A 25,967-nucleotide genomic window follows, 5' to 3' on the forward strand; every position below is an offset into this window, starting at 1 on the left:
AGGCCACCGCCCTTTTAAGTTGAAGTCTCGCCTTCCAGCACTATGGCCTCGATTTCCGTAGCTTCCGGTCCTTCGGTGTGGGTGAATTCCTCACTATCCTCGTAAGCCAGACGGGTTGTGCCGGTGGCCCTGATGAGCGCGCCAGCCGCGAGTCCTGCTATCAGAGCGAACACGACACTGAAGGCGATGCCGATGAATTGGGCAACTGCTATGCCGGGCACGACCAGGACAGCAACGAATGCACCCAGCAATCCCGGCATTCCGTGCAGATTATGGACGCCACAGGTGTCGACGATCTTGAAGCGTCTCTCAAGTGCGGGTTGAATGAACACGAACCCGATGACGCTGACCGCGCCGGCAAGCAGGCCGATCGCAAAAGCACCTGTCGGCGACACGATATTGCAGGTGGAACCGATCGCTACTCCGCCGGCCAGCGCGGCATTCGCCATATCGACCATCGAGGTTTTGCCTTTATGGAAATATGTGCTCAAGAAATATGTGGTGATCGTGGCGCCGCACAGAGCGAGTACAGTGTTGACCACTGTCTGCGGCATCTGCTCGAAGGGAACGATGGCGGTGGCGAAACTGGGCCAGAAAAGCCACAGGACCATTGAACCCAGCATTGCGAATCGATCAGAAGTCGCATCCGACTCAATCGGCTGGCTTCGTTGTCGCGCCGTGGTCAGCGCAAGGGATAACCCCAAGCCAAAATATGCACCGAACGCATGTATGATGATCGATCCCGCAGTATCCTGAAATCCCTCGGTCATACCCATTCCATTATCCAGCACCAGCCATTCGTTCAAGAGATAAGCAGGAATCAGGAGCAGCGCCAGCAGTGCGTATTGGAAAACGCGGAGACGACCGAGGACCGCGCCCATGGCGATCAACCCGGACGCTACCGCGAATTCAGCAAAGAGCAGTGCCTGCACCGTGTTCGGAGCAATTTCGTGGGCGAATACGCCGTTTGCGCGAAGCAGAATGTAAAGCGGAAGACCGACAGCGACTACCAGATATGTTCCGGTCGTGGCTCCAAATCCATATCTTTTGACAAATACCATGAGAAAGCCGAAACCCACCAGCAACATGGCGAGGATATGGATTACATAATTGTATTGAGCTACCTGTCGTGCCTCGTTAAGCTGGGGCGCAGTGCCCCCCTCGCTCGCCCAGGCACTTAAATACAACAGAAAAAAACCGGCTGTGCCACACAACGTCATGCAGAGACTTTTTTTCATTTTTCCCTCCATATTGTTTACGGTTATCTGACTTGCCCAGGCACAGTGTGAACCTCGATAGCCTCAAGTACAATAGGGATATTTCAATAAAGTAAACGGACTTCAATTTAAAAAAGAAATACGCGGCCGGGCTTCGAAGTCTCAGCAGGAGCAGGCGGTATTGATCCTGGGATGTTCGCCGTATGGGAGGGAAAGAAGAGCAGGATTGTGTAGCGGAATTCAAGAAGGACCAGACGAAAAATTTCTGGTTTCCATACTGTGGAGAGAAACAGCAGATTGCATCTTGCTAGATAGCATACTCACGAGACTTTGAGCCAAAGGCGATGCACCTGATCTTGGATGGCGGCAAGAAGTGAAGTGCTGTTTGGGGAGTATCGGAGGGCAATGCCTCCCGCGTTTCAGATGGAGGATGGAGAATGGTATTTTCACGGCAGGGCAACGGGGTTGCGGTCTAAGATGAAGAGGGTGCGCTCAATGCACCCGTTCGCGCAGTGCGACGGCAAGGCCGTTCTTTCCGGACCACATCCTTGGACGCAACATTCCCGGCCTGCGAACTCTCACTCTTCTTCCCCCGGAACTCGGTTTCGCTGCCCGTTAAAATCCCAGGAGTCCCCTTCTTACAGCCTCTTTCTTGACTGATATCTGCGATAGAGTTCAAGGACCTTGGGCACGTAATTTCTGGTCTCCTGAAACGGTGGAATCCGGTTTCCGTACTTGATGACGTTGTTTTCGCCAGCATTGTAGGCGGCCAGGGTGAGGCTCAGATTTCCGTTGAACATTCTCAGCAGCTCGGTGAGATATCTTGCGCCGCCATGGAGATTCTGCACGGGATCGAAGCGATCGATTACGCCATATCTTTGGGCAGTTTCCGGCATGAGTTGCATCAGGCCCGCCGCACCCTTTTTTGAAACCGCCCTGGGGTTGTAGGCCGATTCGACAGTAACCACGGCGTGGAGCAGTGCGTCTTCAAGGGCGTGGGCGCGGGCGACTTCCTTGATTACCGAACCATATTGCGCCTTGAGTGATGCGACCGGATGCCCGTTATTTGAAGCGGTCCGTGATTTCCTGGAGTTGGCGCTGCTCCCGATGAATGGAACATACCGTTCATCCGCAGGGACGTTGCTGAAATGCACCACCCCATGTTCATCGGTAAACGAGTAGATGATCTCTGCAGATGCGGGCTGTGTCAATCCATAGCTCAGCAATATCGCTATGGTCAGCGGTGTCGATGATTTCAAGCTCATAAAGCCGGAGTCCAGGCTTTCGCCTTTTTTGTATGCCCCGAAGTGGCTGCTAGATTATACTCATGCTCATGTTAAATATTTACTTTTTATAAACAGGTATTTTCCCTGTTTATAAATGAGAAGCGGAGAGCGACAGGGCTTGGTTCGATTGGCTTTTTGCTCTGATCTCAGTTCAGAACTTAGCGTAACACTTCTGCTACTTTCAATCGACTTCAACCGGATCTGACTCTATTAAAGTAGTTTGTAATCGCTACATACTGCGTAATCGATAAGTTTTCCGCTCGAAGATTAGAGTCGATTCCCAGCTTGAGATAATCCTCCCCCGTAAGATAATCGCGTAACGTGTTGCGCAGTATTTTGCGGCGCTGCGAGAAGGCGGCGGAAACGATTTCCGCAAACAATTTTTCCTGGCTCGCCTCGATTAGCGGTTTCTTGAGTGGAATCATGCGAACCACGGCCGATTGGACCTTTGGCGGCGGGTGGAAGCATTCAGGCGGAACGATGAAGAGTTGCTCCATCTCGAAGCGGCATTGCAGCATGACTGAAAGCCGTCCGTAATCCGAAGTAGAGGGTTTGGCTACCATGCGGGCGACCACTTCTTTCTGTAGCATGAAGTGCATGTCGCGGAGGTGGTCCGTGAACCGGCTCAGGTGGAAAAGGAGCGGAGTGGAAATGTTGTAGGGCAGATTGCCCACTACCCGCAGACTTTCACCGAGGCTGGAGAAATCGAATTCGAGCGCATCCCCTTCATGTACTGTCAGCCTTTTCGCAGAAAATTCATTACGTAGCCGCTTCACGATATCCCGGTCGATCTCCACCACATGCAGATGTTCAAGTGACTGGAGCAGGGGCTGCGTCAATGCTCCCAGTCCTGGGCCGATCTCTACCATTACATCCTCCCGGCGGGGATGGAGGGCGTGAACAATGTCGGTTACGGTTTGGGAGTCAACCAGGAAATTCTGGCCGAAACGCCTGCGGGGGGTGTGCTGCATGGTTTATGAGGGTTTGCAGGTTCGTTCATCCTTTGACAAGCTCAGGTGAACGGGATGCAGGGTTGAGAGTTATCGCTGATGCGCAACCAGCGATGCCGCCATTTCGATTGCCGCCACCAGGCTGCCCGGATCAGCTTTGCCTGTTCCTGCCAATTCAAGCGCGGTGCCATGATCCACGGAGGTACGGATGATGGGCAATCCCAGAGTGACGTTGACGGCAGTGCCAAAGCTCGCGTGCTTGAGCACCGGCAGCCCCTGGTCATGGTACATGGCGAATATGCAGTCGTAATCCTTCAGCTTCGATGGATTGAAAAGTGTATCGGCAGGCAGGGGGCCGATCAGACTCATCCCCCCGGCGCGCAGCTTGTCGAGCGAAGGGATGATGATATCGATTTCTTCCCTGCCCAGATGACCCGATTCCCCTGCATGAGGATTCAGGCCCGCAACGGCAATGCGGGGCTTCGGAATACCGCAGCGAGTGACCAGATCATGCTCGATGATGCGCAGTTTCTGCTCCAAAGCATCGCTCGTAATGGCACTCGCGACGTCTTTCAGGGGGAGGTGGGTAGTCGCGAGTGCTACCCGCATCCCGCCCCCGGCGAGCATCATGACGGGGCGGCCGTTTGTCAGTTGCGCGAGATATTCGGTGTGGCCAGTAAAAGAAATGCCGGCGTCATTGATGACGCCTTTGTGCACCGGCGCCGTTACCATTGCATCAAACTCGCCATTGACGCATCCAGCAACAGCCCGCTCGAGCGTCTTCAGCACATAGGACGCATTAGCGGCATCGGGTTTACCGGGAGTGGCAGTTTCGGCCAGAGGAATGTGCAGCACATGCAAAATCCCTTCGCCCGGCCTGTGTTCGGCGCGGGAGGAGTAGTCCGTTATTGTCAAGGGAAGCCGGAGCAAGTGCGCGCGCTCCTGCAGCAATTCCCTATCGGCAATGACAATGAGCTTGAAAGGCAAACCGAGTTGCGTGATCTGCACGCACAGGTCGGGACCGATGCCGGCGGGTTCCCCTGCGGTGAGCGCGAGCTTGGGATTATTCAACTTCGGCCCCCGTCTCTTACAAATGTTAACAGACCCTTAGCCTTCTTCCAGCCGATACTCGACATACGCCCGGTCCCGCAGGCGCTGCAACCATTCCTGGAATGCCGTCTCAGCTTTGCGGGCACGGATCGCCTGGCGTGCAGACTGGCGTTTGCGCTCCTGACTTACGTCCTGGGTGCGGCGCTCGATGACTTGAATGAGATGCCATCCAAAGGGAGATTGGACAGGACTGCTGATTTCTCCCGGTTTGAGAGCGCTCATGGCCTGTTCAAATTCCGGCACCGTATCGCCCGGCGAGATCCAGCCGAGATCACCCCCGGTGGGGGCGCTGGCGTCTTCCGAATGAAGCTTCGCCAGTTCCTCGAACTTGCTGCCATTATCCAGGCGTTCCTTCAATTCGGTTACACGGCGGTGAGCATCGGCCTCCGAGGTGAGCTCGCTGATTTTTATCAGAATATGGCGTGCATGTGTCTGGTCTATCATAGTGGTCACCGTATCCTGGTTGCGGCGTTCGACCAGTTTGAGGATATGAAATCCATTCGGGCTCGGAATTATCCCGGTGATTTCCCCCGGTTTCATTGGGGTCAGTATTTCGGCAAACTTTTTTGTGAGCTGGGCAGCAGGACGCCAATTGAGCAGGCCGCCTTCCATCGCATCAGGCGCATCCGAGAATTCCGCGGCTACCTGGGCAAATTCGGTTCCTGCCTTCAATTTTGCCAAGGCGCTTTCTGCCCGTTGCCGTGCCGCATCGCGTTTCAAAGGGTCGGCTCCTTCGGAGACCTGTATCAGAATATGAGCAATGCGATATTCGTCGCTCTGGCTGGGCGAATCTTCCTGCGTTTCCAGAAAATGATCGACTTCCCCTTCGGTCACGCTGACGCGGTTGCTTACCTCACGCTCTTTCAGTCTGACCAGGATGATTTCATCGCGAATCTCGTCACGGAACTTGCTGAAGCTGACCCCGTCTTCCGCCAGCGCCCTGTCGAACTCCTGCAGGGACATCTTGTTTTCCTGCGCGATACGACGCAAAGTCTGGTCGAGTTCCGCGTCGCTCACGGTCAGTCCGGTTTCATTCGCAAGTTGCAGTTGCACGCGGTTCAGGATTATTCGCTCCAGAAGCTGTTTTTCCAGCACGGCTGGCGGGGGAGGCTGTACGCCTTGCTTTTGCAATTGTTTCAGCATGGCGCCGAGCATTTCATCCAGTTCATGCCGGGTGATCACATTCTCATTCACGACCGCAACGATATGGTCGATGGTTTCCACCCCCGAATGCGCCGGTTGCTGGGCAATGGCCATTCCGGCAAGCAGCGTTAAAAAGGGAAGGGAAAAGGGGGAACGCGACGACAATTTCGTGCCCATGTGAATAAGCTTCTGGAATAGGGGAGAGATAGCGTGATCGTGACGTGCGAACAGTGATAGATGCGAGGTGCTATGGCCCTTCTATCAAGCCGCTTCCCTGGCTACCCGTCCTGATATACCCGGGAATGCTGCGTTGCAATACGGTCAACGGGTTCGATCCGATTTGCATCAGGCCGTTCAACTCAAGTTGCAAAAAAGCCGCTGTGGTCGATTTCTGCGTAGCAAGGGTCAAATGCTGGAGCACAAACCGCAACGACCAGCAGCAGGCATTATACTCAACTCCTGCCAGCCCTTCCAGAATTCTCTTATCCTGTAACGAGTAATTCAGGCGGGCCACCGTCTGCCATCTTTCCGACCATCGCCATTGGCTGGAAGCATCCACCTGATGCAGCACATCCCGGGTAAAACGGTAACCGAAATTCAACACGCGACCCGGCTCCGGACGATAGCTCACACCCGAGCGGACCACATCCGCTAGCAGGCGCGTCTGGTCAAACTGGAAGCTGGTGTCAGTACTGATGGTCGGTGTAAGAAAACCCGACACTGCGGCAATAAAATCAGGTCGGCGATCGATGGTTTGCGGGGTCTCCAGTGTGATCCGGCGATCGATAAAGCTTAATTGATGCCCGACCGCCAAACGCAAACGCTCCCTCCCGGTACTGGATTCCAGCAGGCGGGTCGTCAGGGCAAAAGTCACCTGGTTGGCATCATTGATACGGTCGCTCCCGCTGAAACGGTTTTCCGCCAGCATCTGGGCAAAGCTGAAATCAGTCTTGGCGGAATCGAAATTCGGCAACTGATCTTGCGCGCGGAATGGGACGTAAACATAGAACACCCGCGGTTCGAGCGTCTGCGTAAAGCTTTCTCCGCCCAGCGACATTTTGCGATCGAAGGCAAGCCCGCTGTCGAGGCTGAATATCGGCAAGGTGCGGGTGGGGTTTTCCTCGGACACGCCGGCACCCTCCCCGAGGCTGTAACGGGTGTAGTGCATCCCCACCTTGGGCGTGATGAAACCGAACGAATTGCGAAGAGGGTAGCTCATGCTTGGGAAGAGCACGGTCCTGCTGCCGTTGACGAGGGTGGGGTGGGAGAAGTTGGTCCAGCTCCCGGAAAGATTGACATCGACCCCCGTTCCGAAGACGTCCGGCTTATTCGCGTTCAATCCCACCTGGGGCAGGCGTTTGTAAGGCACGACAATTGCGGCCAGGGGATCCTGAATCGTCTGGAAGCTCTGGACAAGCGAGGTTACGTTAAATGTGCCGTCATCCCCCAGCCCGCGATTGTAAGACAGCAATCCCTGCTGCAGCAGGTTGGTGCGGGATGTGAGATTCAGGTTGTTGCCAAAGTCGCGAAAATAGGTTGCATCCGACACCCTGTTGTAATCCAGGCGAGCGGAAAAACCAGCGCCCAGATAATGATTGTGCCAGAACGACGTGCGCCACCGCGTCGTTTGCGTATCCAGGTCACGAGGCACGATGTCGGCGAGCAGATTGCTGCTCGAGTTTTGGCCCAGAAAGCGAAATTCGTTGTTGATCGCCAGGCCGCGCTTTGACATCAGGCGTGCGGAAAACGTGGCGTCATAGTTGGGGGCGATGTTCCAGTAGAAGGGTACAGCCAGTTCAAGGCCGGTCCTGCTGCCGGTACCGTAGGTCGGCGCCAGCAATCCTGATTTGCGCTCGCCGCTGTATGAGAAATTCATCCAGGGGGTATACAGTATCGGCACATCCTTGAAGGTGAGCTTCACATTTTTGGCGGTGCCCACTTTCTTGTCATTGTCGAGCTTCAGGTCGGCCACCTGGAGAACCCAGCTGTCGTCTCCCACGGGGCACGTGGTATAACTGGCCTTCTGCAGGCGGTACTGGTTCTCGCCTTCGAACAGGAGCATGCCCGCATAACCGCGACTGCTCGCATCCTTCAGACGATAGCTGGGTTCGCTTAACTGGCCCGTTTTGCTCAGCAGATTGAATTTGAGATCGGATCCTTCCAGGATGTCACCTTCCTTTTCCACACGGACGTTGCCCTGGGCTTCGGCATCGTTGGTGCCCTGGTTGTATTTCATCCGCTCGGCGGAAATAAACTGAGGGCCGGCAGACAGTTCCGCCTTGCCTATCGCTTCGATTTCCTCCTCCACGTGGCCTTGCAAGCGATCCGCAACCACGAACACGGGGGACTGTTTGTCCGTTTCCGCTTCAGCTTCTGCCAGTTTTTGCTCGATTGCCTCGGGCTCAGTCTCGCCGGCAAGACGCAGCTTTTCGTCGCCTGCTTCTTCCCTGTGACCTCCAATGCGCTCGCCTTCTGCAAACCCCGGTCTATCTTGGTCTGCTTCGGCCGGTGCAGGTGTCTTCGCGGGCTTCTCCCCGCGCTTTTGCGCGGATAAAGTGCGCGGTGCGGACTGGGTCCTGGTGCGCAGCCTGGGCTCTCCTTCTTCTGCGGCAGGCCCGGGAAGGCGTTCCACGCCACCCGGTAAAACCATACTTTCCGCCTTCTCCGATTCCTGGGCTGAGGTGCCTGTCCGGGAGTCGGTTTTTATCGCGGGGGATAGTGTATAGTTCTGCTGAGGCGCGGATGGCGTGTCTTTTGCGGCGGGGTCCGCTTTTTGGTTGGGTTTTTTTATCTGGTCGGTTGAAATGGTCGAGCGACTGCGCAATTCACTCTCGCTTCTGGTGCCTGACTCGTATTCATGATGGCCCCGGATGCGTTCCGTATCGATAACCACCGGTTTATCGTCACCCTCACCAGAAGGGGTTGCGCGTCCCTGCTCCGGCTTTGAAGAAAGCGGCGGCAGATCGGCACGCGCATTGCAGGCAAGGCAAAACAACAAAAACAACCAGCCAGCGGAACGGATAAAACGCAATTTCATGTGAAGTTCTTCAACCTGAAAACGATATCATCCGGAAATGGATGAATGCCTATTTTCAAGCTCATAAGTCTCGCGTCACCGTATGGAAGCTGCTGTATGGAAGCATGGAGCGCGGAATAGGGGCGCCACGCATGCAAATGGAGCTGCTCCTGCGTGCAGTCCGCCGCTCAACCGGCACAGCAGGGGGCTGCAAGCAAACAAAAGCTGTAAGTGTAACAAAAAAGAGTGGCAAGCCAGCAGGGATGAGGTTGAACGAACAATCGAAGCACGCTGACAGGATGGAACGGCTCAATTCCGGGCGGGCATATTTTAATCGCAAGCAGGCGGACGCGTAATTCATTTTATATACATCAGGAGCAAGCTTTGCATATTCATATCCTTGGCATCTGCGGCACATTCATGGGAGGCATTGCGGCAATCGCACAGGAAGCGGGGCACAAGGTTACCGGTTGCGATGCAGGCGTCTATCCCCCGATGAGCACGCAATTGAAATCACGGGGTATCGAGTTGATCGAAGGATTTTCCTCGGAACAAACCAGGCTGAATCCTGACCTGTTCGTTATAGGAAACGTGGTGAGCCGCGGCAATCCCCTCATGGAAGAGATTCTTGACCGCAACCTGCCCTATATTTCCGGTCCTCAATGGCTTTCGGAGAATGTCCTGCGGGACAAATGGGTGCTTGCGGTCGCGGGAACGCATGGTAAGACCACAACCAGTTCCATGCTGGCGTGGATTCTCGAATATGCCGGAATGGAACCGGGATTTCTCATTGGCGGCATACCGCAGAACTTTGGAATCTCGGCCAGATTGGGGAATTCCGGTTTTTTCGTCATTGAAGCCGATGAATACGATACGGCTTTTTTTGACAAGCGTTCCAAGTTTGTCCATTTTCATCCAAGAACAGCCATTCTCAATAACCTGGAATACGATCATGCAGATATTTTCAGGAACCTTGAGGAGATCGAGCAGCAGTTTCACCACCTCGTGCGTGTCGTTCCCGGCAAGGGTCTTATCGTCAGCAATGGCCAGGAAGAGAATCTGGAGCGGGTCTTGCGGAAGGGATGCTGGACACCCGTCGAAAGAATAGGCGTCGCCAATGGGTGGGAGGCAGACGTCCTCACGGATGGTGCAGTTGCCGTATCCTTTCTGGGGGAATCGCAGGGAACGCTGCTATGGGAATTGTTGGGAAAGCACAACCGGATGAATGCACTCGCCGCACTGGCTGCTGCTCGTCACGCCGGTGTAGCGGTAAAGGCAGGCATTGCCGCACTGGCGGAATTCAGGAATGTCAAGCGCCGCATGGAAGTAAAGGGTATAACAAGGGACATCACGGTCTATGACGATTTTGCCCATCACCCGACAGCGATTCGGACAACGATTGACGGGCTGCGCAGCAGGGTGAAGGGGGCGCGCATCATCGCCGTGCTTGAGCCACGTTCGAACACCATGAAAATGGGCGTATGGAAAGAAAGTCTGGCAGACAGCCTAACAGGGGCGGACGTAGTGTTCTGCTACGCCGCCAACCTGGGCTGGGATTTGCCGCAAGCGCTGCTTCCACTGGGCGAAAAGGCGGTTGCCTTTGAAGAGCTGGATCAATTGATAGCCGCGATTACGGCATATGCCCAACCAGGCGACCATGTACTCATCATGAGCAATGCCGGTTTTGGCGGTATTCACGAAAAACTGCTCACAAGGATGGCTGCAGTTGCAGCAGACGAAGTTGCCAGCGGGTAAAGGTCAAGCCGCCGTCAATCAGACAGACAGATATGGCAGGACAGGAACCGGATTGACAATCACCGCGGTGATTTTATCTTGCCGCAATTGGCGCTGATCCAGCGCCCCGTGGTATCCGCATGCTCATTGACGGGAGTGTTTTGCATCGTACCAGTGAACACGGTCCATCCCGAGAAACTTTCCGGCGTCGTAAACGAGCCCTCGGCTCGCCCCTTGCCCTGTAATTGGGGATTGGTGCAGACGAGGTCCATCTTGTAGTCATTCCCGGTGCGGATGGCATTTTGGATGCTGCATCCCGCTTCGTGAACGTGCAAATAGGAAGGAATCTCCTGATCCGCCATTTTCCGGGTGATGCAGATTCTGGAGGTGGCCGCTCCATTCTCGATCCGGGGTAAATCCAGTCCATATTGCTTCGCCAGCTTCGTCAGTTGCTGCATTTGTTCAGGCGGAATCCGCGGCACCAGGGCCAATAGCATCGACGTCGTCGTTATTTCCCATAAGCCGGGCCGTACGGAGGCGTCTGTCGCATGGCCGACCGAGACCACGAATAACAGTAGTGATGGAAGGATTTTTCGCATCGAATCTTTCAGACCGTTCTTCAGATATCAACTGTCAATTATACCAGTCGCCCACAAGGGAGTTGACTCGCGGAAAGCGGAAGGTTTATGTGGCAGACCGATGTTTAGGAAATTCCGTTCCGTTATGAGATGGGTAAAAATGCGATGAGGTTGAGATGTTCCTTTACTCGGATCCGAAGTGTTGCCCGCCGCATCGCCCGGGAATTTATGCTGCAGCATCCGGACTTCCTACTTCGGTGCAGGCCGGCCGCGAAATCTGGTACAAGGCGACCGCCCGCAACAGCCGCTTTCATATCTATGTGTTTCCCCAGCGCCTCAATGTACTTGTACTGGTCGACTGGGGTGACAAAGTGCCCATGCCGCGTCCCTCGCATCGCGGAAGGGAGGTCCCCGGATGCAGACAACGCCTCATCCATCCATTGCTTTACTACGGGCTAAGGTAGCAGAGTGACTGCGTGCGGAGACGGGCCGTACTCCTGGCGCGATGGAAGTGATTGCCACAGGTTATGAGAACCTGTGCCCTTGCCTCCCATCCGCTACCCCTGCAGCACATTTCGGGGCGCCGCAACGGGGAGGAACTGGAGTCGATCGGTGAATTGCTCTCCTTGCCGGAAGGATGCGCAGAGTCATGAACGGGAATATAAGTGCGGCTCACCTTCCGCTGCCGCCGGTGTCAAATTCCGGGAGAGGGCACGACCAGGAGGAGGCGGAAGATATGGAAACCCTATCAGACCTGCATCCTTTCCGCATCCTCGCGGATCACGTCGCACGCTTTTTCGCTTATCATGTAGATGGATGAAGCGATGAAGAACCCGGGTATTTTGGGGAAAACGGAAGCATCCACAATGCGCAGGTTCCGGGTGCCATAAACGCGAAACCGGCTGTCGACGACAGCCATGGGATCAGTGGCGGCGCCCATTTTACAAGTGCAGGAGGCATGATGTCCCCACGCCTGGTTTTTTATAAAACGTTGTATCTCTTCACGGCTCTTGACTTCCGGGCCAGGCAGAACCTCCTCCTCGATCACGTCGGAGGAGAGCCTGACGATATTGCGCACTGCTTCCACTCCGGCGACAAGTGACTCCATGTCTTCTCCAGCGTTCGTGCCTTCCGAAAAATAATGAAAGTTTATATCCGGCACATCGCGCGGATCGGCGGACCGCAGCGTGACCCGCCCGGCTGTATTGGCGGTATGGCCCTTCAGGATGGCCCAGGTAAAGGCGTTTTCTGTCCTGGCAATGTTATTGGCATAACCCGGATAATATCCGCGGAAATCCCCGATCAGCCCGAAAATGAATAAATCGGGATCCGGGCGTTCTGGAAACGAGCGCTTCATGAGCGCGATCGTCGCACCATTGGTGGTGTAGGGCCCGACGCCCTGAAGCCACTGGCTGAACTGGGAATCAGGCGCCTCGCCCGGGGCGGGACAGCGGAGCTTCATTCCCTTGATCAGCGGGATGTTTTCCCTGAGCCGGGTAACCACGCCCAGTTCATAACGATCTTGGAGGTTTTCTCCCACCCCTGGCAAGTCTACTTTTACCGTGATGCCATGCCCCTCCAGTTCTTCCCGAGGACCGATGCCGGAGAGCTTGAGCAACTGGGGTGTATTGAATGCGCCTGCGGAAACGATCACTTCCCGTTCGGCAAGCACGGTTTCCCCGATCCCCGGGGCTGCTGTCCCATGTCGCGGATCCGCACGGTACTGATGGGCGCCGGAAATGTACTCCACTCCATAGGCCTTGTTCTGTTCATCGAGCAGGATACGCTTCGCCAGCGCATGAGTTCTGACTTCGAGAAAATTCGGACACTGCTCGCGAACGCGCAATATGTACTCCCGGGCTCCAGCCCGACGCCCCTGCCGGGTGGTGATCGGTATCTTGCACAAGCCTTCTGGCCTTCTCCGGATAAAACGCCAATCGTTGGGATCACCATGGGTTTTTATCTTGAGCAAGGTCCGTTTGATCGGGTTGATAATGCCGCTGAGTGATTCCTCGAGCGCGGCTTTTGAGAGCCTCCTAAGGACTTTGTCCCTCAGCAGCATTTCCCGCTCTGCCAGATTTGTTGGAAGCCAGCCTCCGAATCCATGGCGGCTATCCGGTTCTTCAGCCCGGGTGGCATACTCGCAGCGCTCCATGCGCTTGAAGTATTTCTGCATATTTTCGCTGCGCCAGGATTCGTCGCCGGTCTTTTCGGCGATATAGTCCCAATCGCTATTGTGGGGATAGATCAACAGCATGGCATTGTGCGCGGTACATCCCCCCAAGGTCCCCGAGCGCGGGTACAGCACGCCGTTCCGTTCCGGAATGAACTTGTCATCCCGTTTCTGCTGCTCGTCGTCCGCATAGTGACGCACAAAGAAGTCCCAGCGCAGCGCCTCGTGCTCGGAGGCGCGCGCGTGAAAGGCGGGAACGTAATATTCGCAGGGATCGTCTTCTCCCCCAGCCTCCAGCAGCAGCACGCGGAAACCCTTCAAAGCGAGGTTGCAGGCGAGCGGACCTCCGCCCGCTCCGGAACCGATGATGATGTAATCGAATTTGTTCCCGGCAGCGGAGGGACAATTCAGGTGGACAAAGGGGCGCGAGGACCCCTTCCAGAGAAGGGTAGAGCAACTGGCAAGAAAGGTGCTTGCGCCGGATACCAGCAGGGCGGTGAGCTTGACAAAACGGCGTCGGGAGATCAAGGCGAAATCAATCGTATTTTTCTGCGGAGAGTCGCGAAAATGATTATAAAGGAAAAGTTTCCGCCGGTTTGGCTGCAACTTCCCTTCGGTTTGGCCTCCGTTTTGCAATAAGAACTCGCACCGCTCCCCTCGGTGGAGCGGTGCTTCTGGTGGTGATCCCTCACGCGGCGCGTCACATCGTTTTCAGGAATTCGATCAATGCGCGTTTGTCGCTATCTCCGAGTCCCGGCCGTCCTTCGTCTCCCGGCAGATAATCGGTCCCAAAGTAGTGACCCCGGTTGACCACGAAGTCCGGGCATTTGCTTACGCCGAGCAGGGGATCGACCAGATTGGAATAGACCTTGCGTAATTCCGCATCCGTGATCCGATCGGGCGTTACCTTGGCGGCGATCAAATCTCCCAGATGACCTTTGAGTGTCTTCAGCAGCGTCTTGACTTCGCCGCCTCTTTTTTCGAGGTCCAGGTTGGACAGAAGGCTGACGGGTGTGCCCTCCGGTATGGGGCCCAGATTCAACACGCCGTCATGAATCGGCAACCTCACATACCAGGGCAGATAACCCTCCGGTATCAGCAGCCAGCTTCTCGCCCAGGTTCGATCGATAATGCCTGGCACTTCCTTGCCCGAGCGGGTGACATATGTGCGGTTTTCGCAGCTTGTTCGTTCCTGATCTCCATAATTCTTTTCCGCATAGTAACTCCCCCCGTACAGGTCTTCCTGGTCGCAGTAGCGTTTTTCCGGCCAGAGCAATTGCTCTATCCCGCTATAAAAGGATTTCATCCTGTCCTCAACGGTGCCTGAGGGATAGAATTTGCCCAAGGTGTTATTCAACAGAAAGGGCGCCGAGGACCAGAGGCTCGCAAGCGAAGGCGGCCGGATATACCCGCGACCGCCATCTGGCATGGGATAGGAGCGGGGCTCCCGTGTCACGGGATGGTGAACCAGCGCACTTCCGACCGAGGGTAGTTCTTTGTACGAGGTGGAAGAGAAATTATCCCAGGTATCCCCCTTGAGCGCGTTGGTTGCAAGGGAAGCGCAAATATTCGTTTCAAGGAGGGTGACAGGAACGCGCAACTCGGTAGAAAGATAATTGTCAGCAAGAAAATCCTCCTTCAGTACGATCTCTTTCATCTCCTGCCTGAACTCGTCGGTCTTTGTCCAGTTCCAGTACTGGTTCCAGCAACTCAGGTAATCAGGCCCGACGCAACCGTTATTGGGGAAGAATTTTACCGCTTTCTCCGGCAGCTTGCTCGAGTGGCAGCCGGCGCAGTTCTCCGCAAATACTTCCTTGCCGCGTTTCAGGGTGGCCGCATCAGCGGTCAAATGATGCCGGCCTCCCGGCGCTTCCGCCAGATAATCCGGCCGGCTGGCTGCGAGGAAAAACAGCGATGTATCCAGGGTCTGGTTTTCCGTTGCCCGCCAATAGCTGGAATTCTTGTTGGCAGTGGCGATCGGGAATGGCGTGAATGGCTTGCCCCCGATGAGTGGATTGATATGCTGAAGCCATTCTTCGCTGAAGAGTCCGATATTTACGAAAACGCGGTTAAAGGCGCCGAGCGCGCCCACGGAATCAGCCCCATCCTTGAGCACCCGTGGGGTGAACACCGTACCCGATTTTTCGAAGAACCTTCTCAGCGGACTTTCGGAAGATATTTCCCGATAATCATTAAACTGCTTATTGTTCAGCTCATCACCCGTCAGCTGCTCCTTGCCCGAGCGCAATGCATTTTTCATTCGCGCACCCAGGTTATATACCCCATTCATGCTGCGCGGATTATTCATGTAGTCCGTTGAAATGAGGGAAGTATCCAGGGCACCGGGGCGATTGGTGCTGAGGAACTGATAGGCGAAGCTGTTCTTGTCGGCTTCGTAGGCGAATATCCGGTCGAACCAGAAATATTGCGCCCCGGGATTGGAATTAAGGTTGGCCCACTGCGGGTTCTCCGGATCCTTCGGCGGATTGGAAGGGTTCGGGCCCACATGACAGAATCCGCACGACATCCCCACCCGGTAGGGCTTCACCAGATTTGCATCGTTGTAGTAGGACGGATCGGTATAATACCTTTCCGGGTCCCAGCGCTTTTTTGCGGCCTCATCGAAATCGGGATTGGGGAACAACCGCAGTCCTACAATCCCGCTCGCATATCCGTAGTAGGACCCGATCGGCACTGTCTTCCCCCGCGACCCGATCTTTACGCCAGGGTATTTCTCTTCATTCTCGAACGGGTCGCTTGCGCAATTCGGATCGCGCACGTCGAGATACAGGCCGAAGCGGTCGGGGCGTCCCAATGGATTGCCCTGTGCATCCACGTTTTTCCTGAAGCACGGTTCATTGACAAGACCGAACCAGTACCATCGGTTATCCCGGCTATATCCGGGATTTTTCATGAGGTGCGGATGATTTGAAAGCACCTTCAGGAGATCGAAGCTGCCCTGGCTGTTGATATTGAGATGATCCCAGAACTTGTCATCTCCGCCTGTCCAGACTATCCAGTTATTCCGGCCTCTGACGATGGCTTTTACAGCCTCTTGCGGAACGCGGGAGATTCCGGGAACAAACGGCTCCAGCGTGGCGACAACCTTCTGCGGGTCTTGGCTGATCCCATAGTCCATGTCCTTGAAGTAATCTTCGTCCGCACCCGGGAAGCTCTCTGCCGATCGATTCGCGCATTGCGCCTCGTCCTTCACCGCTCCTGCCTTCGCAAACGGGCCTTCGACACATTCGTTTGCAATCCAGGGCGGGCGCTTGTAGGCGCAGCCGATAAGCAATGTAGTCAATCCCATTGCAATGAAAGTGAGGGCAACTCTTTTGGACTTCATGTGGCGGCCTCCAGGGAGAAATCGAATATTATTGGTTTTTGCGGGTGCCGAAAAAAGCATCGCGGCAATGAAAATGCAACCTCTTTTTATAACGAAGTCGAGTCGTAGACGTAACCCAGGTCTTCCGTATCCACCAGGTCATCGTATGATTCCCCCCATGGGTCCATGATGCGGTCAGACCCGCTCAGGTTAGGTTCCGCCGATGAGTTGGCCTGTTGCCAGATATGCCACAAACGATCCACTTCGGCATGATGGAGCCAGAAAACCGGATCCGTGGGTGATGACATCGTATTGTTCATGATGCCACCCACCCAGGCATGACCGTGATTATGGCCGGGAAGGCTCGTTCCATCCGGTCTCCGGCCCCAGCCCTCGAGCCCGTAAGTGAATTTCGTATAGTCATTTTCATTGTTCAGACCGGTATTCTGGATGGAGAACTGGTTAACGATGATATCCACATCCGTCGCGTTGGCTTTTTGCGGTGGTGAAGCATTTTTGCGTGAGGGTGGGGGTGTTCCCGTATCCGGATCGTTTGCAGGCAGAAAACCGTTCAGCCAGGCGGGGAAGGGATCTTCCCAGCGCCAATAAGGGACCGCGAGTTTTTCAGTTGCACCGGGACGGAGAACAGCGTCAACACGCTGCAATTCCCGCTCGAACTCGACGAGATAACGGCGATGCCAGCCCAGAAAACGATAAAGGCCTGTCTCGCCCATCATGCCATGCATGTCGTGCGACATATCCCTATGAAACTGGACCAGTTCGAGGTATTTGCCTTCCTCCACCAGACGAACAACCGCATTGCGGAATGCTTCCCGTTTTTCGGGCGAAAGGTCCGCCTGATTCTGGCGGGTGACCGGTGCGCCCGGCGGTTTGGGCGCAAAGGCGGCTGCTCCGCCCAGCAGGGGTTTTACCAGTTTCTTATGGATATCCTTAAGCAACTCCAGCTTGTCCAGGGGAAAGCCGAGAGCGATAACTTCATCGAAGGTTTTAGGGTGGAGGTGCGCGCCGGTCTTATGCGAATGGTCCATTTTTTTGCTCCTGACAAAGGGTTCAAGGAAAACAACCGGCGCAATATGACTCTCGCTCGATGCCAATACGCCTTGCACACAATAACTATAGTACATGGCGATTGATCCGCTCGATTTTACACAGTCCGACTATATCTGTCTGCGCTTGAGCTTGAGCTCGATCGAGAGCTCTGTGCCCAAAGGCATTTCGCTTCAAAAAGACCGACCTGGTAGCAGCGGCTGTTGATCATTAAATACGGCAAGCGTTTATCCTGGTCTTGCAGCCAATACAATGAACCCGGTACTCGACCCGAAAGGAGGCCCGGAGCAAGAACGAGCCCATCAAGGCCATGCCCGAAAACTGGTTTCGCCAAGGCCAATGCGAGGAATCAGCAAAAGAACATACACCTGATAAAAATTCACATTGACTAATTGGGGATCGGATATATGATGAAATAGGTGGATTAAGCGGAGGCGCCTGAGTCTGAGTGGGCGGACCCGATTTCTGATGGCAGGATTGGTCGCTGGTCTTGTCTTTTGAAGAGCGGGGCATGTGGCGAGCAACCGGAGAAAACCTTATTCGAGTTTGGAAGAACTGCTACACCGAGTCCGGGATGCGGCAGGAGCAGGCGAATCGTGCGGTGCCGGACCCGGGTTAATGAAGAATGCGTAACAGGAGATAGGGAGGTAATAATGGCTTACGATATTCAGCAGGTGATCAATATGTCGCAAGACGAGCTCGATAAATTGTTTTCTTCCGGGGAAGTGGGCGAGATACCGGACGGTGAAGCAAAGGGCACCGCTATTATCGCGCCCGGTACGCCTTACAACTATGCGATCGCGCAGGTCATCAATTTTTTTGCCTGGCAGGGAAAGATTTTTGACGCCAAGACAAGTACGTTGAAGAACGAAATTTCACCTTTTGGCTTTCGCGCGATCATCGCCAAGGTGTACAAGGACGATAGCTGGTTCGATCACAAGCCATGCATTGTTCTCGATTATTCGGAAACCTCCACAGTGGCCCAACGGGTCCGTGACGAAATCCGCAAGGTGGCGGACAAGCAATATCTGGGGAAGGTTTACTGGGGCAACAAGCACCTTATAGATTTCTTCCTGCAGTTCTGAGTTATCCGGGTGATTCCGCCACACCCGGCTTTCAGGCATTCGAGCTGAATGTTTGAGACTTCAAAACAGGTTTGCGGTTATCAGAACTCCGCCGTTTCACGAAGGCGTCTGTTTCACTGACGGCTCAGCTTATACATCGCAATCGGGTGACAGGAAAGCCGGTTGAGCAGAAAAACAAGAAGTCGTATAAATATCGAGTGAGATAAAAAGCCATGACACCTCAATCCAGCTTCATGATTGTTGCGGCTGTACGTAACGGGCAGTTGAAAGACCTGCGCGCCTTGCTGGCTTCGATGAATAACCTGCCCGGTCATGCTGACCCCAACAATGAACTGATGCCATTTGGGAAGTTTGATCGCCTGCACTTTGCACGTTTCGTGCTCATAGAAGCAAGAACCGCGCAGGAAATCAGAGCATTCGGCGTAACGCCGAGACCGTGGCAACCCACGCTCGCCTTTCTTGGCGATATTGACGGGGATATGCAGACTTTTTTTCTGGAACTGATCGAGCGCGCGGAGCCGGGTCTGAAAAAAATCTTTTCTCATTGCGAAGGTTTTTCCGAGGAAAATCAGGATCTCCTGGGCTGGATGAAGGCAAACAATATAAATGCCAGCGCCACCTATGTTAACTGGATCGGGCGAACGGTCAGGCAAATCCATGAAGAAGCAGCGCTCCATCGAAGTTTGTCTGCCTATCTGCCGAAAACTGTTGACGATGTGGGCCGGGAGAATGTGCGTGCCTTGCGGCAAAAGCTGTTGTCTTATGTGGAAATGGAAAAATATAAAGGCAGGCTTACGTTAACCCCGCCAGAACCCACGCCCCCCGAATGGAAAATGCGCAATCTTCTGCATATGATCGGGGTTCCATTGATCCTGCTTCTTCTATCTCCGCTATTACTGGTTATCGCACTTATCTTTGCACTACGTTTGAGAATGCTCGAACGCTCTGACCCTGAGCTCTTTATCCGGCCCAGCCGTGAACATTTGGCGGAGCTTACCGTGCAGGAAGATCGGGATGTCAGTAACCAGTATAGTGTGTTCGGTGACGTGAAACCTGGGGGGGTCCGCTTACTGACTTTCAAATTCGTACTCCTGGTGACCGACTATTTGGCCCGGCACATATACAACCGTGGATTTCTCGCCCGAATAAAAACGATTCATTTTGCCCGGTGGGTGTTCATGGACAATAACCACAGGGTTTTTTTCGCCAGCAATTACGATGGCAGCCATGAAAGCTATATGGATGATTTTATCAATAAGGTCGGCTGGGGCCTCAATCTTACCTTCACCAATGGTGTCGGCTACCCTACCACCCGGTGGATCATCAAGGAAGGTGCAAACCGGGAACATGCATTCAAATATACGCAAAGGCGGCATCAAATACCCACCGAGGTTTGGTATAAGGCGTACCCGGGATTAACGGCCGTTGATCTGGCGCGAAACAGTCGTATCCGGCAAGGTGTGGAAATTCGGCAATCCAATGATGCGGAAATCCGTGAATGGCTCAGCCTGATCTGAGGAGCATGGAAATGAAAGAATCAAGCGACTTTGAATTCGATGATCTTCAGGGGCTGCTGCGCTTTGGATATGGGAAGCTGACGGATACCTCTTTCCTGCTGCTGAATATCGTAAATGCCGATCTGGCCAAAAAATGGCTGGAGACAGCACCCATCAGCAGCGCCGTCACGCAGGATCCTCCGCCAGAAACGGCGCTGCAGATTGCCTTTTCCGTGGAGGGTCTGCGTGTCCTCGGACTGGAGGAATCCGTTGTCGAGGGCTTTTCCGATGAGTTCATCGTGGGTATGGCAGGAGATGAAAGCCGTTCCCGACGCCTGGGTGATATCGGCAGCAATGCGCCCCAGCAGTGGAAATGGGGAGGCAATGCGGCGCAGGTACCCCATGTCCTGTTACTGCTTTACGCCACGGAAGGAGGGATCGGCGCCTGGCAAAAAACCATAGAAGGCGAACATTTCTCCAACGCATTTGAGTTGCTGCAGGAATTACCTACGCTTTATATCGGTGACATCGAGCCTTTCGGATTTCCGGACAGCATCAGCCAGCCAACCGTGGACTGGATGCAGCGGCAAAGCACGGATACTCACGAGCGCGATCGTTATTCCAACTTGCTGGCTCCTGGAGAAATCGTACTTGGCTATCGCAATGAATATGGGCAGTACACTGCGCGCCCGCTCATCGATCCCCGGAAAGACAAGCTTGCAACCATGTTGCCTGGTGCCGAGGATGATCCCCCCCTAAAGGATTTCGGCCGTAATGGCACTTATCTGGTGCTTCGGCAACTGGGCCAGGATGTTCCGGGTTTTTGGCAGTTTCTTGACCAGGTGGCGGATCACATACCGGAAAAACGCGAGCAACTTGCCGCAGCGATGGTGGGCCGGGAACTCGACGGCACGCCCTTGGTTCCGGCCCACATTCCCGGCATTTCGCGCAAAGAATATGAGAACGATTTTACTTATGAGCAGGACCCAAAGGGGAACTATTGCCCCCTCGGCGCCCATGTGCGCCGGTCCAATCCGCGTACAGGCGATTTGCCCACGAGTGCATGCGGTCCCGTAGACCGGTTGATCAAAATACTGGGTTTTGGTCAAAGACCGGATGAAGATCTGGTCGCCTCTTCCCGTTTTCATCGTTTGCTGCGGCGTGGTCGCACTTATGGACCCGCCCTTGCACCGAAAGACGCTGTCGAACGCCATGCGCCTGTCGCCGAACGGGGAATACAGTTTATCTGCCTCGTGGGCAACATATCGCGGCAATTCGAATTTGTTCAGAATGCATGGACCATGAACAGTAAGTTCGATGGCGTGCAAGATGAAAAAGATCCCATGCTGGGGAATCGCGAACCCTTGATGAGCGGGGAGAGCACTGATCATTTCAATTCTCCTGATCCGGCCGGGCCGATGCGGACAACCTGTCATTTGCCGCAATTTGTTACCACCCTTGGGGGGGGATATTTTTTTATGCCCGGGCTGCGCGCACTCAAATACATTTCCGCCTTACCTGCTAACAGGACTGGTAGCCCATCATGACGAAGATAAAGAACCGGATACTGAAGGCTATTCACAATTTTCTGATTCTGCTGCTGCGGATCGAACGCCGGCTGGAACCCTGGTTCCGCGCACAGTGGAACTACCTCTTTCGCGAACCCAGCGCGAAGTTTATCCAGTATTTGATCAATCGTCGACGCAAGAACGAAGGTTTGCAGCTGGCCGAAGAAAAATTCTATCCGGATGAAGAAGAAAGCCTGAACAAGATTATCGATCTCATGATGGATCAGATGCGCGGTCGCTTCAAACCGGGAGGGTATGAGCGGGGCGGCAATACAAAAACACACGGCATTGTGCGTGCCACGGTAACCATACGGGATGATTTGCCGGAGCATTTCCGCAAGGGGATTTTTGCGTACCCGCGTACTTATCCTGCCTATGTGCGTTATTCCGGACCGGGGCCGAATGTGCCTGCGGATATCAATGATGTCGGCTTCATGAGCATGGCGGTGAAACTCATGGGTGTTCCGGGCGAAAAACTCATGAGCGAGGAGAAATTCACCCAGGATTTCATAACGACCAGTGGCGGCGCGACGTTCGTCACACCCAACACGCGGGAAAATGCCAAGCTGCAATACTGGAGCTTGGTGGACATGACGCTTTATTATTTTCTCAATCCCAAGGATTCCCACCTGCTTGACTTCTTCATGCAGAGCTTGTGGAACGAAACTCAGTATAACCCGCTGGGACGGCGTTACTGGAGCTGCACTCCCTATCTGCTGGGGGAGGGACAAGCCATGATGTATTCATTCGTGCCGAAAACGACAGATGTTGAAACCCATATTCCCGGCCTGCCATTTGGCACCCCGCCGTTTAATTATCTGCGGGAGAACATGATCAAGACCTTGAATGAGAAGGATGTCGAGTTTGATCTTATGATTCAGCTCCAGACGGACCCTCATCTGATGCCCATTGAAGATAGTTCGGTACGCTGGCCGGAGGAGCTTTCACCGTTTATTCCCGCTGCCACGGTTCATATCCCGAAACAGAAATTTGATTCCGATGCGCAGTTTGAGTTTGCCAAGCGGCTGAAAATGAACCCGTGGCATTGCCTGCCTGAACACCGGCCATTAGGCAACTTGAATCGGGCGCGCTTCAGAATGTACTACGAGCTATCCAAATTCCGGCAGGAGATGAATGAAACCACACATCTGGAACCCACCGGGGATGAGATATTCGATTAGCAACCGGGTTGATCAAATACCAGTGTTCATACCGGTTTCTACAATTCTCAGGCTGCTTGGTGAAATATCCGGGCTAACTCCCATTAAATAGTTTACACCGTTAGTTACACCGTTTGGAATGAATCTGGCAACTGGGTAAAAACCAGATATATCGGCTTTATAGCGAAGAGCAGCCTCAGCTTCCCTCGAAACTGCCCAGGCAACGCAAGACGAGGGTCACATGCCAGGCAAAGCTCAAGCGGACCAACCCCATGAAGGGTGAGCATGCACTTTATGCCGGGCCAACTGGGCCAACGGGATGAAATTCAGGATGGAATTTCAGTACGCGGACGATGGTGGATGTCTTCAGCAAGGAAGCGCTGGTAATCGGGTAGGTCTGCGTCTGCAAAGAGAACAGGCAGTTTCCACGCTAAATCGACTGGCCGCACACCTTCAGGCCTCTCCAATATCTTTTTGTCGAAGCCCAATTCTCCGGATAGTTGCGGTAGGGCGAATCAACCCCCCTCAGGTGTTGCGCCAGTTGTGGAGCGGCTACGTGGGGTAATACGCACTTGTCATCGCCATGGATAAATGGTTCACAAAAGGAGAGCGATTATGTCTAGAGAACTTGATCGTCGGGATTTCAGTACGAACAAGGTAACGCCGGTGCAAGAGGCTGAGCTGAACTCACGCGCCTCGGACGTCTCAACTCGTCTTCCTGGAGGACATCCGGTCCGAATTTCGAGCTTCGATGCAACTACCGGCAACCCCAGGGTGATCACCTCGGACGGTGCGTCGGCAGAGAAGGGTAACTACATTCCGCGAGCCTTGGACCACGTACGGAGTGTTAGTGGGGTTTTGGGCTTGGCTGTAACCCAACCGCCCGAGTTTACGGTTGATCCCCATATCCAGGGGACCAGCAGTGGCGCCGTAATCGTTCACCTGCAGCAGCAATATAAGGGAATCCCCATCTTCCAGGCGGCGCAAGCCGTGCGCTTTAGGCCTGGCTGCGCGGCGCCCTGTGCTTGGCCTGGGAGGTGATCCTGGCGATGCCCGGCTACCAGGGTCAGTACCGCACGATTGTGGATGCCGACAACGGCGAGGATACTGTACTGCCACCAGATGGTGCAGACAGTGGCAGCACGCGGGAATGTTTACCGTGTCGATGGAGGACCGTGGCTGGACTTCAAGTTTCTCTTCGGCAGCAGGAATCTTGCCGGAGAGGACCGCATCTACGCTGCGGTTGCCTAACCACGGCTTCGGCTTCCAGCCGACGCCAAAATCGGGCGTGGCTGAAGCGCAGCCCCCTTGTATACCCCTAAATCCTACCTATAAGAAAAGAACTTCAGACGTATTTCAGGAATGACTAAATGGTTACACCGTTCGGAATGAATCTTGGATTCATGCGATCATAGGCGAAAGAACGTCTGCTATTTCTTTGGTCGATTTCCTCTTCTATTTCCTCCAGCCTGTCCCCAAACCGCTCTATCACCTCGTGTGCTTCAGAATCGAATTGCTTTAAGTTGTACTGACCGATCGAGTTGACACAAAAATTTGTCAGAAAATAGGTCCAGGTTTGCGAATAGGCGGCTCGAAAGGTCGGCAGAAACTTCAATAAGCCAGCTCCATCAATTTCAGCGTTTTTTCCAGCCGGGGGCGGCGCATAAGCTGAATGCGGCATATTGGGAACGAATCCCGGATACTTGTATTGGTTGAAGTGAATGCAGGAATGAAAAGCAGTACATAGAAAAATGATATGACCGAGAGTCTCGCTCAGCTCTTGCCTGGATTCGAATCGGGCAGGAAACCCGGGAATCCTGCCCCGATCCTGCGCACTGATATCATGTGCCCATGCCTGAGTTTCATAGTCATCAGTAACATCCGCTTCAGATTTGTAATATAAATCGACATATTCTTTACTGAAGCTTTGAATCGCATTCCATAACAAAATGCCATCATCGCGATAGGGATAAAAAAGATCAGGATTATCGACTTCCCGCCTCGCAATATCATCGGAGAAGGCGGATTCTTTAAAATTAAAGCTTGTCATGCCATTGGCCATGCATTGCGTCATCGAGTCATAGTCTCCGGCAAATAACTCACCGTACCGGCCGGGTCGTCCCTTCCGGTCTTTCAGGAAAGTGTGCTGGTGATTGACATTGAGCGTGTGCTGAAGATGCGGATTCAATAGAACGTAAAGCGGGTGAGATTTATAAAGCTGTCTTCGTGAAGCCATGATAATGGCTTCCATCACGTAATGAATACGGGTTGCATGGGTATACAGGATGTGATGGTTGCCATCCGCGACCTGGGCAAACATTTTTGCTGTCAGCCAGAGATTACCGTCTTTTGACGTATAGATTGGATTATCGGACCTGTCATCCTGGTATAGCTGGATGGCAACCGGCCGCAGCATGCCGTCCGGTTGCAGAAACAACACGACGATCGGAGTCGTGACATATTGTTTTTGCCCGTCGATATAACCCGGATTTGACTGCAATACATCCAGGACTGCATAGTCCAGGACGTATATGCGTTTTTGCGCGGTGGCAGCCATATAATCGATTTCATCAATCTGCTCTTCAAAAATTTTTCGCATTTCTGCTTCCGGCAGTTTTTCCGGTAGAGGATTCTGACGGGTTACAGCGCGCAACATCACAGGATTTACTCCAATGACGCGTTGCAGGCCAAATATCAGGTCTTGCTGGAAGCTATCCACGAGATCGGGGTTTGGAGGACTCGCCGGAAAAAAAACATAATCCCGATAACTTTCCATCGGCTTGCCGAGCAAGTAGCGTAAAAAGGTAACCGATAGGCTGGGTAAACTTGGAATCAGCCGTAAAAGATTCATTCCCCCACGGAGCCAATATCCAATGCCCGGTATCTCCCGCCATGGCAGTTTGCGCGCGACTGCAATAGTCTCGGCATACTCATAGGCGTATTGATACTCAGCTTGCCTTTGAAGAAGATAATTCTTCCGCTCTTCTTTACCTGTATTTTCTTCATTCTGCGGTAGCTTGTTCGACACGAGGCACTCCTTTAAAAATAAGGTTTTCGC

General features: G+C 53.9%; 20 protein-coding genes. 9 read left to right on the plus strand and 11 right to left on the minus strand.

Going from position 1 to position 25,967, the window contains the following annotated elements; translation table 11 throughout:
- Window positions 1-14: 14 nt before the first annotated feature.
- The 6 genes from NMUL_RS02730 to NMUL_RS02755 all read right to left on the minus strand — a co-directional run bounded on the left by NMUL_RS02730 (window position 15) and on the right by NMUL_RS02755 (window position 8,743).
- Window positions 15-1,238, minus strand: coding sequence for an ammonium transporter (locus NMUL_RS02730; protein ID WP_011379878.1), 1,224 nt, complete (start codon window positions 1,236-1,238; stop codon window positions 15-17).
- A gap of 617 nt (window positions 1,239-1,855) precedes the next feature.
- Complete coding sequence (locus tag NMUL_RS02735; protein ID WP_011379879.1) at window positions 1,856-2,482, minus strand: transglycosylase SLT domain-containing protein; 627 nt, start codon at window positions 2,480-2,482, stop codon at window positions 1,856-1,858.
- A gap of 212 nt (window positions 2,483-2,694) precedes the next feature.
- Window positions 2,695-3,474: a 16S rRNA (adenine(1518)-N(6)/adenine(1519)-N(6))-dimethyltransferase RsmA gene (rsmA, locus tag NMUL_RS02740; protein WP_011379880.1), complete on the minus strand. Its 780-nt coding sequence runs from the start codon at window positions 3,472-3,474 to the stop codon at window positions 2,695-2,697.
- A 69-nt stretch (window positions 3,475-3,543) separates the two neighbouring features.
- The gene (gene pdxA, locus NMUL_RS02745) at window positions 3,544-4,524 is read right to left on the minus strand and encodes a 4-hydroxythreonine-4-phosphate dehydrogenase PdxA (protein ID WP_011379881.1); all 981 of its coding nucleotides are present in this window, start codon (window positions 4,522-4,524) and stop codon (window positions 3,544-3,546) included.
- A gap of 36 nt (window positions 4,525-4,560) precedes the next feature.
- Entirely contained in the window at window positions 4,561-5,883 is a 1,323-nt protein-coding gene (locus tag NMUL_RS02750; protein WP_011379882.1) for a peptidylprolyl isomerase, read from the minus strand.
- A 70-nt stretch (window positions 5,884-5,953) separates the two neighbouring features.
- Window positions 5,954-8,743 carry an LPS-assembly protein LptD gene (locus tag NMUL_RS02755; RefSeq protein WP_011379883.1) on the minus strand — a complete coding sequence of 930 codons (2,790 nt, stop codon included), beginning with the start codon at window positions 8,741-8,743 and terminating at the stop codon, window positions 5,954-5,956.
- A 41-nt stretch (window positions 8,744-8,784) separates the two neighbouring features.
- Here NMUL_RS02755 and NMUL_RS02760 point away from each other — a divergent pair, with 41 nt between their 5' ends.
- Together NMUL_RS02760 and mpl are read left to right on the plus strand one after the other, a co-directional pair.
- The gene (locus NMUL_RS02760) at window positions 8,785-9,078 is read left to right on the plus strand and encodes a hypothetical protein (protein WP_011379884.1); all 294 of its coding nucleotides are present in this window, start codon (window positions 8,785-8,787) and stop codon (window positions 9,076-9,078) included.
- 28 nt (window positions 9,079-9,106) lie between these two features.
- Entirely contained in the window at window positions 9,107-10,477 is a 1,371-nt protein-coding gene (gene mpl, locus NMUL_RS02765; protein ID WP_011379885.1) for a UDP-N-acetylmuramate:L-alanyl-gamma-D-glutamyl-meso-diaminopimelate ligase, read from the plus strand.
- A 59-nt stretch (window positions 10,478-10,536) separates the two neighbouring features.
- Here the strand turns inward: mpl and NMUL_RS02770 are convergent, their stop codons facing one another.
- Complete coding sequence (locus tag NMUL_RS02770; protein ID WP_011379886.1) at window positions 10,537-11,055, minus strand: DUF3617 domain-containing protein; 519 nt, start codon at window positions 11,053-11,055, stop codon at window positions 10,537-10,539.
- Between the two features lie 155 nt (window positions 11,056-11,210).
- Here NMUL_RS02770 and NMUL_RS02775 point away from each other — a divergent pair, with 155 nt between their 5' ends.
- Window positions 11,211-11,498, plus strand: a complete 288-nt coding sequence (locus tag NMUL_RS02775) for a hypothetical protein (protein ID WP_041352348.1) — start codon at window positions 11,211-11,213, stop codon at window positions 11,496-11,498.
- A 284-nt stretch (window positions 11,499-11,782) separates the two neighbouring features.
- On the opposite strand, the gene NMUL_RS02780 is transcribed toward NMUL_RS02775, so the two are convergent.
- The 3 genes from NMUL_RS02780 to NMUL_RS02790 all read right to left on the minus strand — a co-directional run bounded on the left by NMUL_RS02780 (window position 11,783) and on the right by NMUL_RS02790 (window position 17,581).
- Entirely contained in the window at window positions 11,783-13,735 is a 1,953-nt protein-coding gene (locus NMUL_RS02780) for a GMC family oxidoreductase (RefSeq protein ID WP_238529854.1), read from the minus strand.
- A 172-nt stretch (window positions 13,736-13,907) separates the two neighbouring features.
- Window positions 13,908-16,553: a c-type cytochrome gene (locus tag NMUL_RS02785; protein WP_011379888.1), complete on the minus strand. Its 2,646-nt coding sequence runs from the start codon at window positions 16,551-16,553 to the stop codon at window positions 13,908-13,910.
- Between the two features lie 86 nt (window positions 16,554-16,639).
- Window positions 16,640-17,581, minus strand: a complete 942-nt coding sequence (locus NMUL_RS02790; protein WP_167535548.1) for a tyrosinase family protein — start codon at window positions 17,579-17,581, stop codon at window positions 16,640-16,642.
- Between the two features lie 672 nt (window positions 17,582-18,253).
- Between NMUL_RS02790 and NMUL_RS02795 the strand changes: the two genes are divergently transcribed.
- The 6 genes from NMUL_RS02795 to NMUL_RS15895 all read left to right on the plus strand — a co-directional run bounded on the left by NMUL_RS02795 (window position 18,254) and on the right by NMUL_RS15895 (window position 24,160).
- The gene (locus NMUL_RS02795) at window positions 18,254-18,685 is read left to right on the plus strand and encodes a hypothetical protein (protein WP_011379890.1); all 432 of its coding nucleotides are present in this window, start codon (window positions 18,254-18,256) and stop codon (window positions 18,683-18,685) included.
- 212 nt (window positions 18,686-18,897) lie between these two features.
- Window positions 18,898-20,202 (plus strand): hypothetical protein, encoded by a 1,305-nt coding sequence (locus NMUL_RS02800; protein ID WP_011379891.1) that lies wholly within the window; start codon window positions 18,898-18,900, stop codon window positions 20,200-20,202.
- Between the two features lie 11 nt (window positions 20,203-20,213).
- Complete coding sequence (locus NMUL_RS02805) at window positions 20,214-21,728, plus strand: Dyp-type peroxidase (protein ID WP_011379892.1); 1,515 nt, start codon at window positions 20,214-20,216, stop codon at window positions 21,726-21,728.
- Window positions 21,725-22,930, plus strand: a complete 1,206-nt coding sequence (locus tag NMUL_RS02810; protein ID WP_011379893.1) for a catalase family protein — start codon at window positions 21,725-21,727, stop codon at window positions 22,928-22,930. Before NMUL_RS02805 ends, NMUL_RS02810 begins: the two co-directional genes overlap by 4 nt.
- A gap of 594 nt (window positions 22,931-23,524) precedes the next feature.
- Window positions 23,525-23,950, plus strand: a complete 426-nt coding sequence (locus tag NMUL_RS02815; RefSeq protein WP_041352349.1) for a hypothetical protein — start codon at window positions 23,525-23,527, stop codon at window positions 23,948-23,950.
- A gap of 45 nt (window positions 23,951-23,995) precedes the next feature.
- Window positions 23,996-24,160, plus strand: a complete 165-nt coding sequence (locus NMUL_RS15895) for a hypothetical protein (RefSeq protein ID WP_167535549.1) — start codon at window positions 23,996-23,998, stop codon at window positions 24,158-24,160.
- A 115-nt stretch (window positions 24,161-24,275) separates the two neighbouring features.
- Here NMUL_RS15895 and NMUL_RS02820 read toward each other — a convergent pair whose 3' ends face one another.
- Window positions 24,276-25,937, minus strand: a complete 1,662-nt coding sequence (locus NMUL_RS02820; RefSeq protein ID WP_011379894.1) for a lipoxygenase family protein — start codon at window positions 25,935-25,937, stop codon at window positions 24,276-24,278.
- Window positions 25,938-25,967 lie beyond the last annotated feature (30 nt).

It is taken from the genome of Nitrosospira multiformis ATCC 25196, assembly GCF_000196355.1.
Classification (GTDB): domain Bacteria; phylum Pseudomonadota; class Gammaproteobacteria; order Burkholderiales; family Nitrosomonadaceae; genus Nitrosospira; species Nitrosospira multiformis.

Bases quoted from the DNA above. Each gene is read 5' to 3' on its own strand.
- NMUL_RS02730 (WP_011379878.1), bottom strand. From the start codon at position 1,238: ATGAAAAAAAGTCTCTGCATGACGTTGTGTGGCACAGCCGGTTTTTTT.
- NMUL_RS02735 (WP_011379879.1), bottom strand. From the start codon at position 2,482: ATGAGCTTGAAATCATCGACACCGCTGACCATAGCGATATTGCTGAGC.
- rsmA (WP_011379880.1), bottom strand. From the start codon at position 3,474: ATGCAGCACACCCCCCGCAGGCGTTTCGGCCAGAATTTCCTGGTTGAC.
- NMUL_RS02750 (WP_011379882.1), bottom strand. From the start codon at position 5,883: ATGGGCACGAAATTGTCGTCGCGTTCCCCCTTTTCCCTTCCCTTTTTA.
- NMUL_RS02755 (WP_011379883.1), bottom strand. From the start codon at position 8,743: ATGAAATTGCGTTTTATCCGTTCCGCTGGCTGGTTGTTTTTGTTGTTT.
- NMUL_RS02760 (WP_011379884.1), top strand. From the start codon at position 8,785: ATGAATGCCTATTTTCAAGCTCATAAGTCTCGCGTCACCGTATGGAAG.
- NMUL_RS02770 (WP_011379886.1), bottom strand. From the start codon at position 11,055: ATGCGAAAAATCCTTCCATCACTACTGTTATTCGTGGTCTCGGTCGGC.
- NMUL_RS02775 (WP_041352348.1), top strand. From the start codon at position 11,211: ATGTTCCTTTACTCGGATCCGAAGTGTTGCCCGCCGCATCGCCCGGGA.
- NMUL_RS02785 (WP_011379888.1), bottom strand. From the start codon at position 16,553: ATGAAGTCCAAAAGAGTTGCCCTCACTTTCATTGCAATGGGATTGACT.
- NMUL_RS02790 (WP_167535548.1), bottom strand. From the start codon at position 17,581: ATGGACCATTCGCATAAGACCGGCGCGCACCTCCACCCTAAAACCTTC.
- NMUL_RS02795 (WP_011379890.1), top strand. From the start codon at position 18,254: ATGGCTTACGATATTCAGCAGGTGATCAATATGTCGCAAGACGAGCTC.
- NMUL_RS02800 (WP_011379891.1), top strand. From the start codon at position 18,898: ATGACACCTCAATCCAGCTTCATGATTGTTGCGGCTGTACGTAACGGG.
- NMUL_RS02805 (WP_011379892.1), top strand. From the start codon at position 20,214: ATGAAAGAATCAAGCGACTTTGAATTCGATGATCTTCAGGGGCTGCTG.
- NMUL_RS02810 (WP_011379893.1), top strand. From the start codon at position 21,725: ATGACGAAGATAAAGAACCGGATACTGAAGGCTATTCACAATTTTCTG.
- NMUL_RS02815 (WP_041352349.1), top strand. From the start codon at position 23,525: ATGTCTAGAGAACTTGATCGTCGGGATTTCAGTACGAACAAGGTAACG.
- NMUL_RS15895 (WP_167535549.1), top strand. From the start codon at position 23,996: ATGCCGACAACGGCGAGGATACTGTACTGCCACCAGATGGTGCAGACA.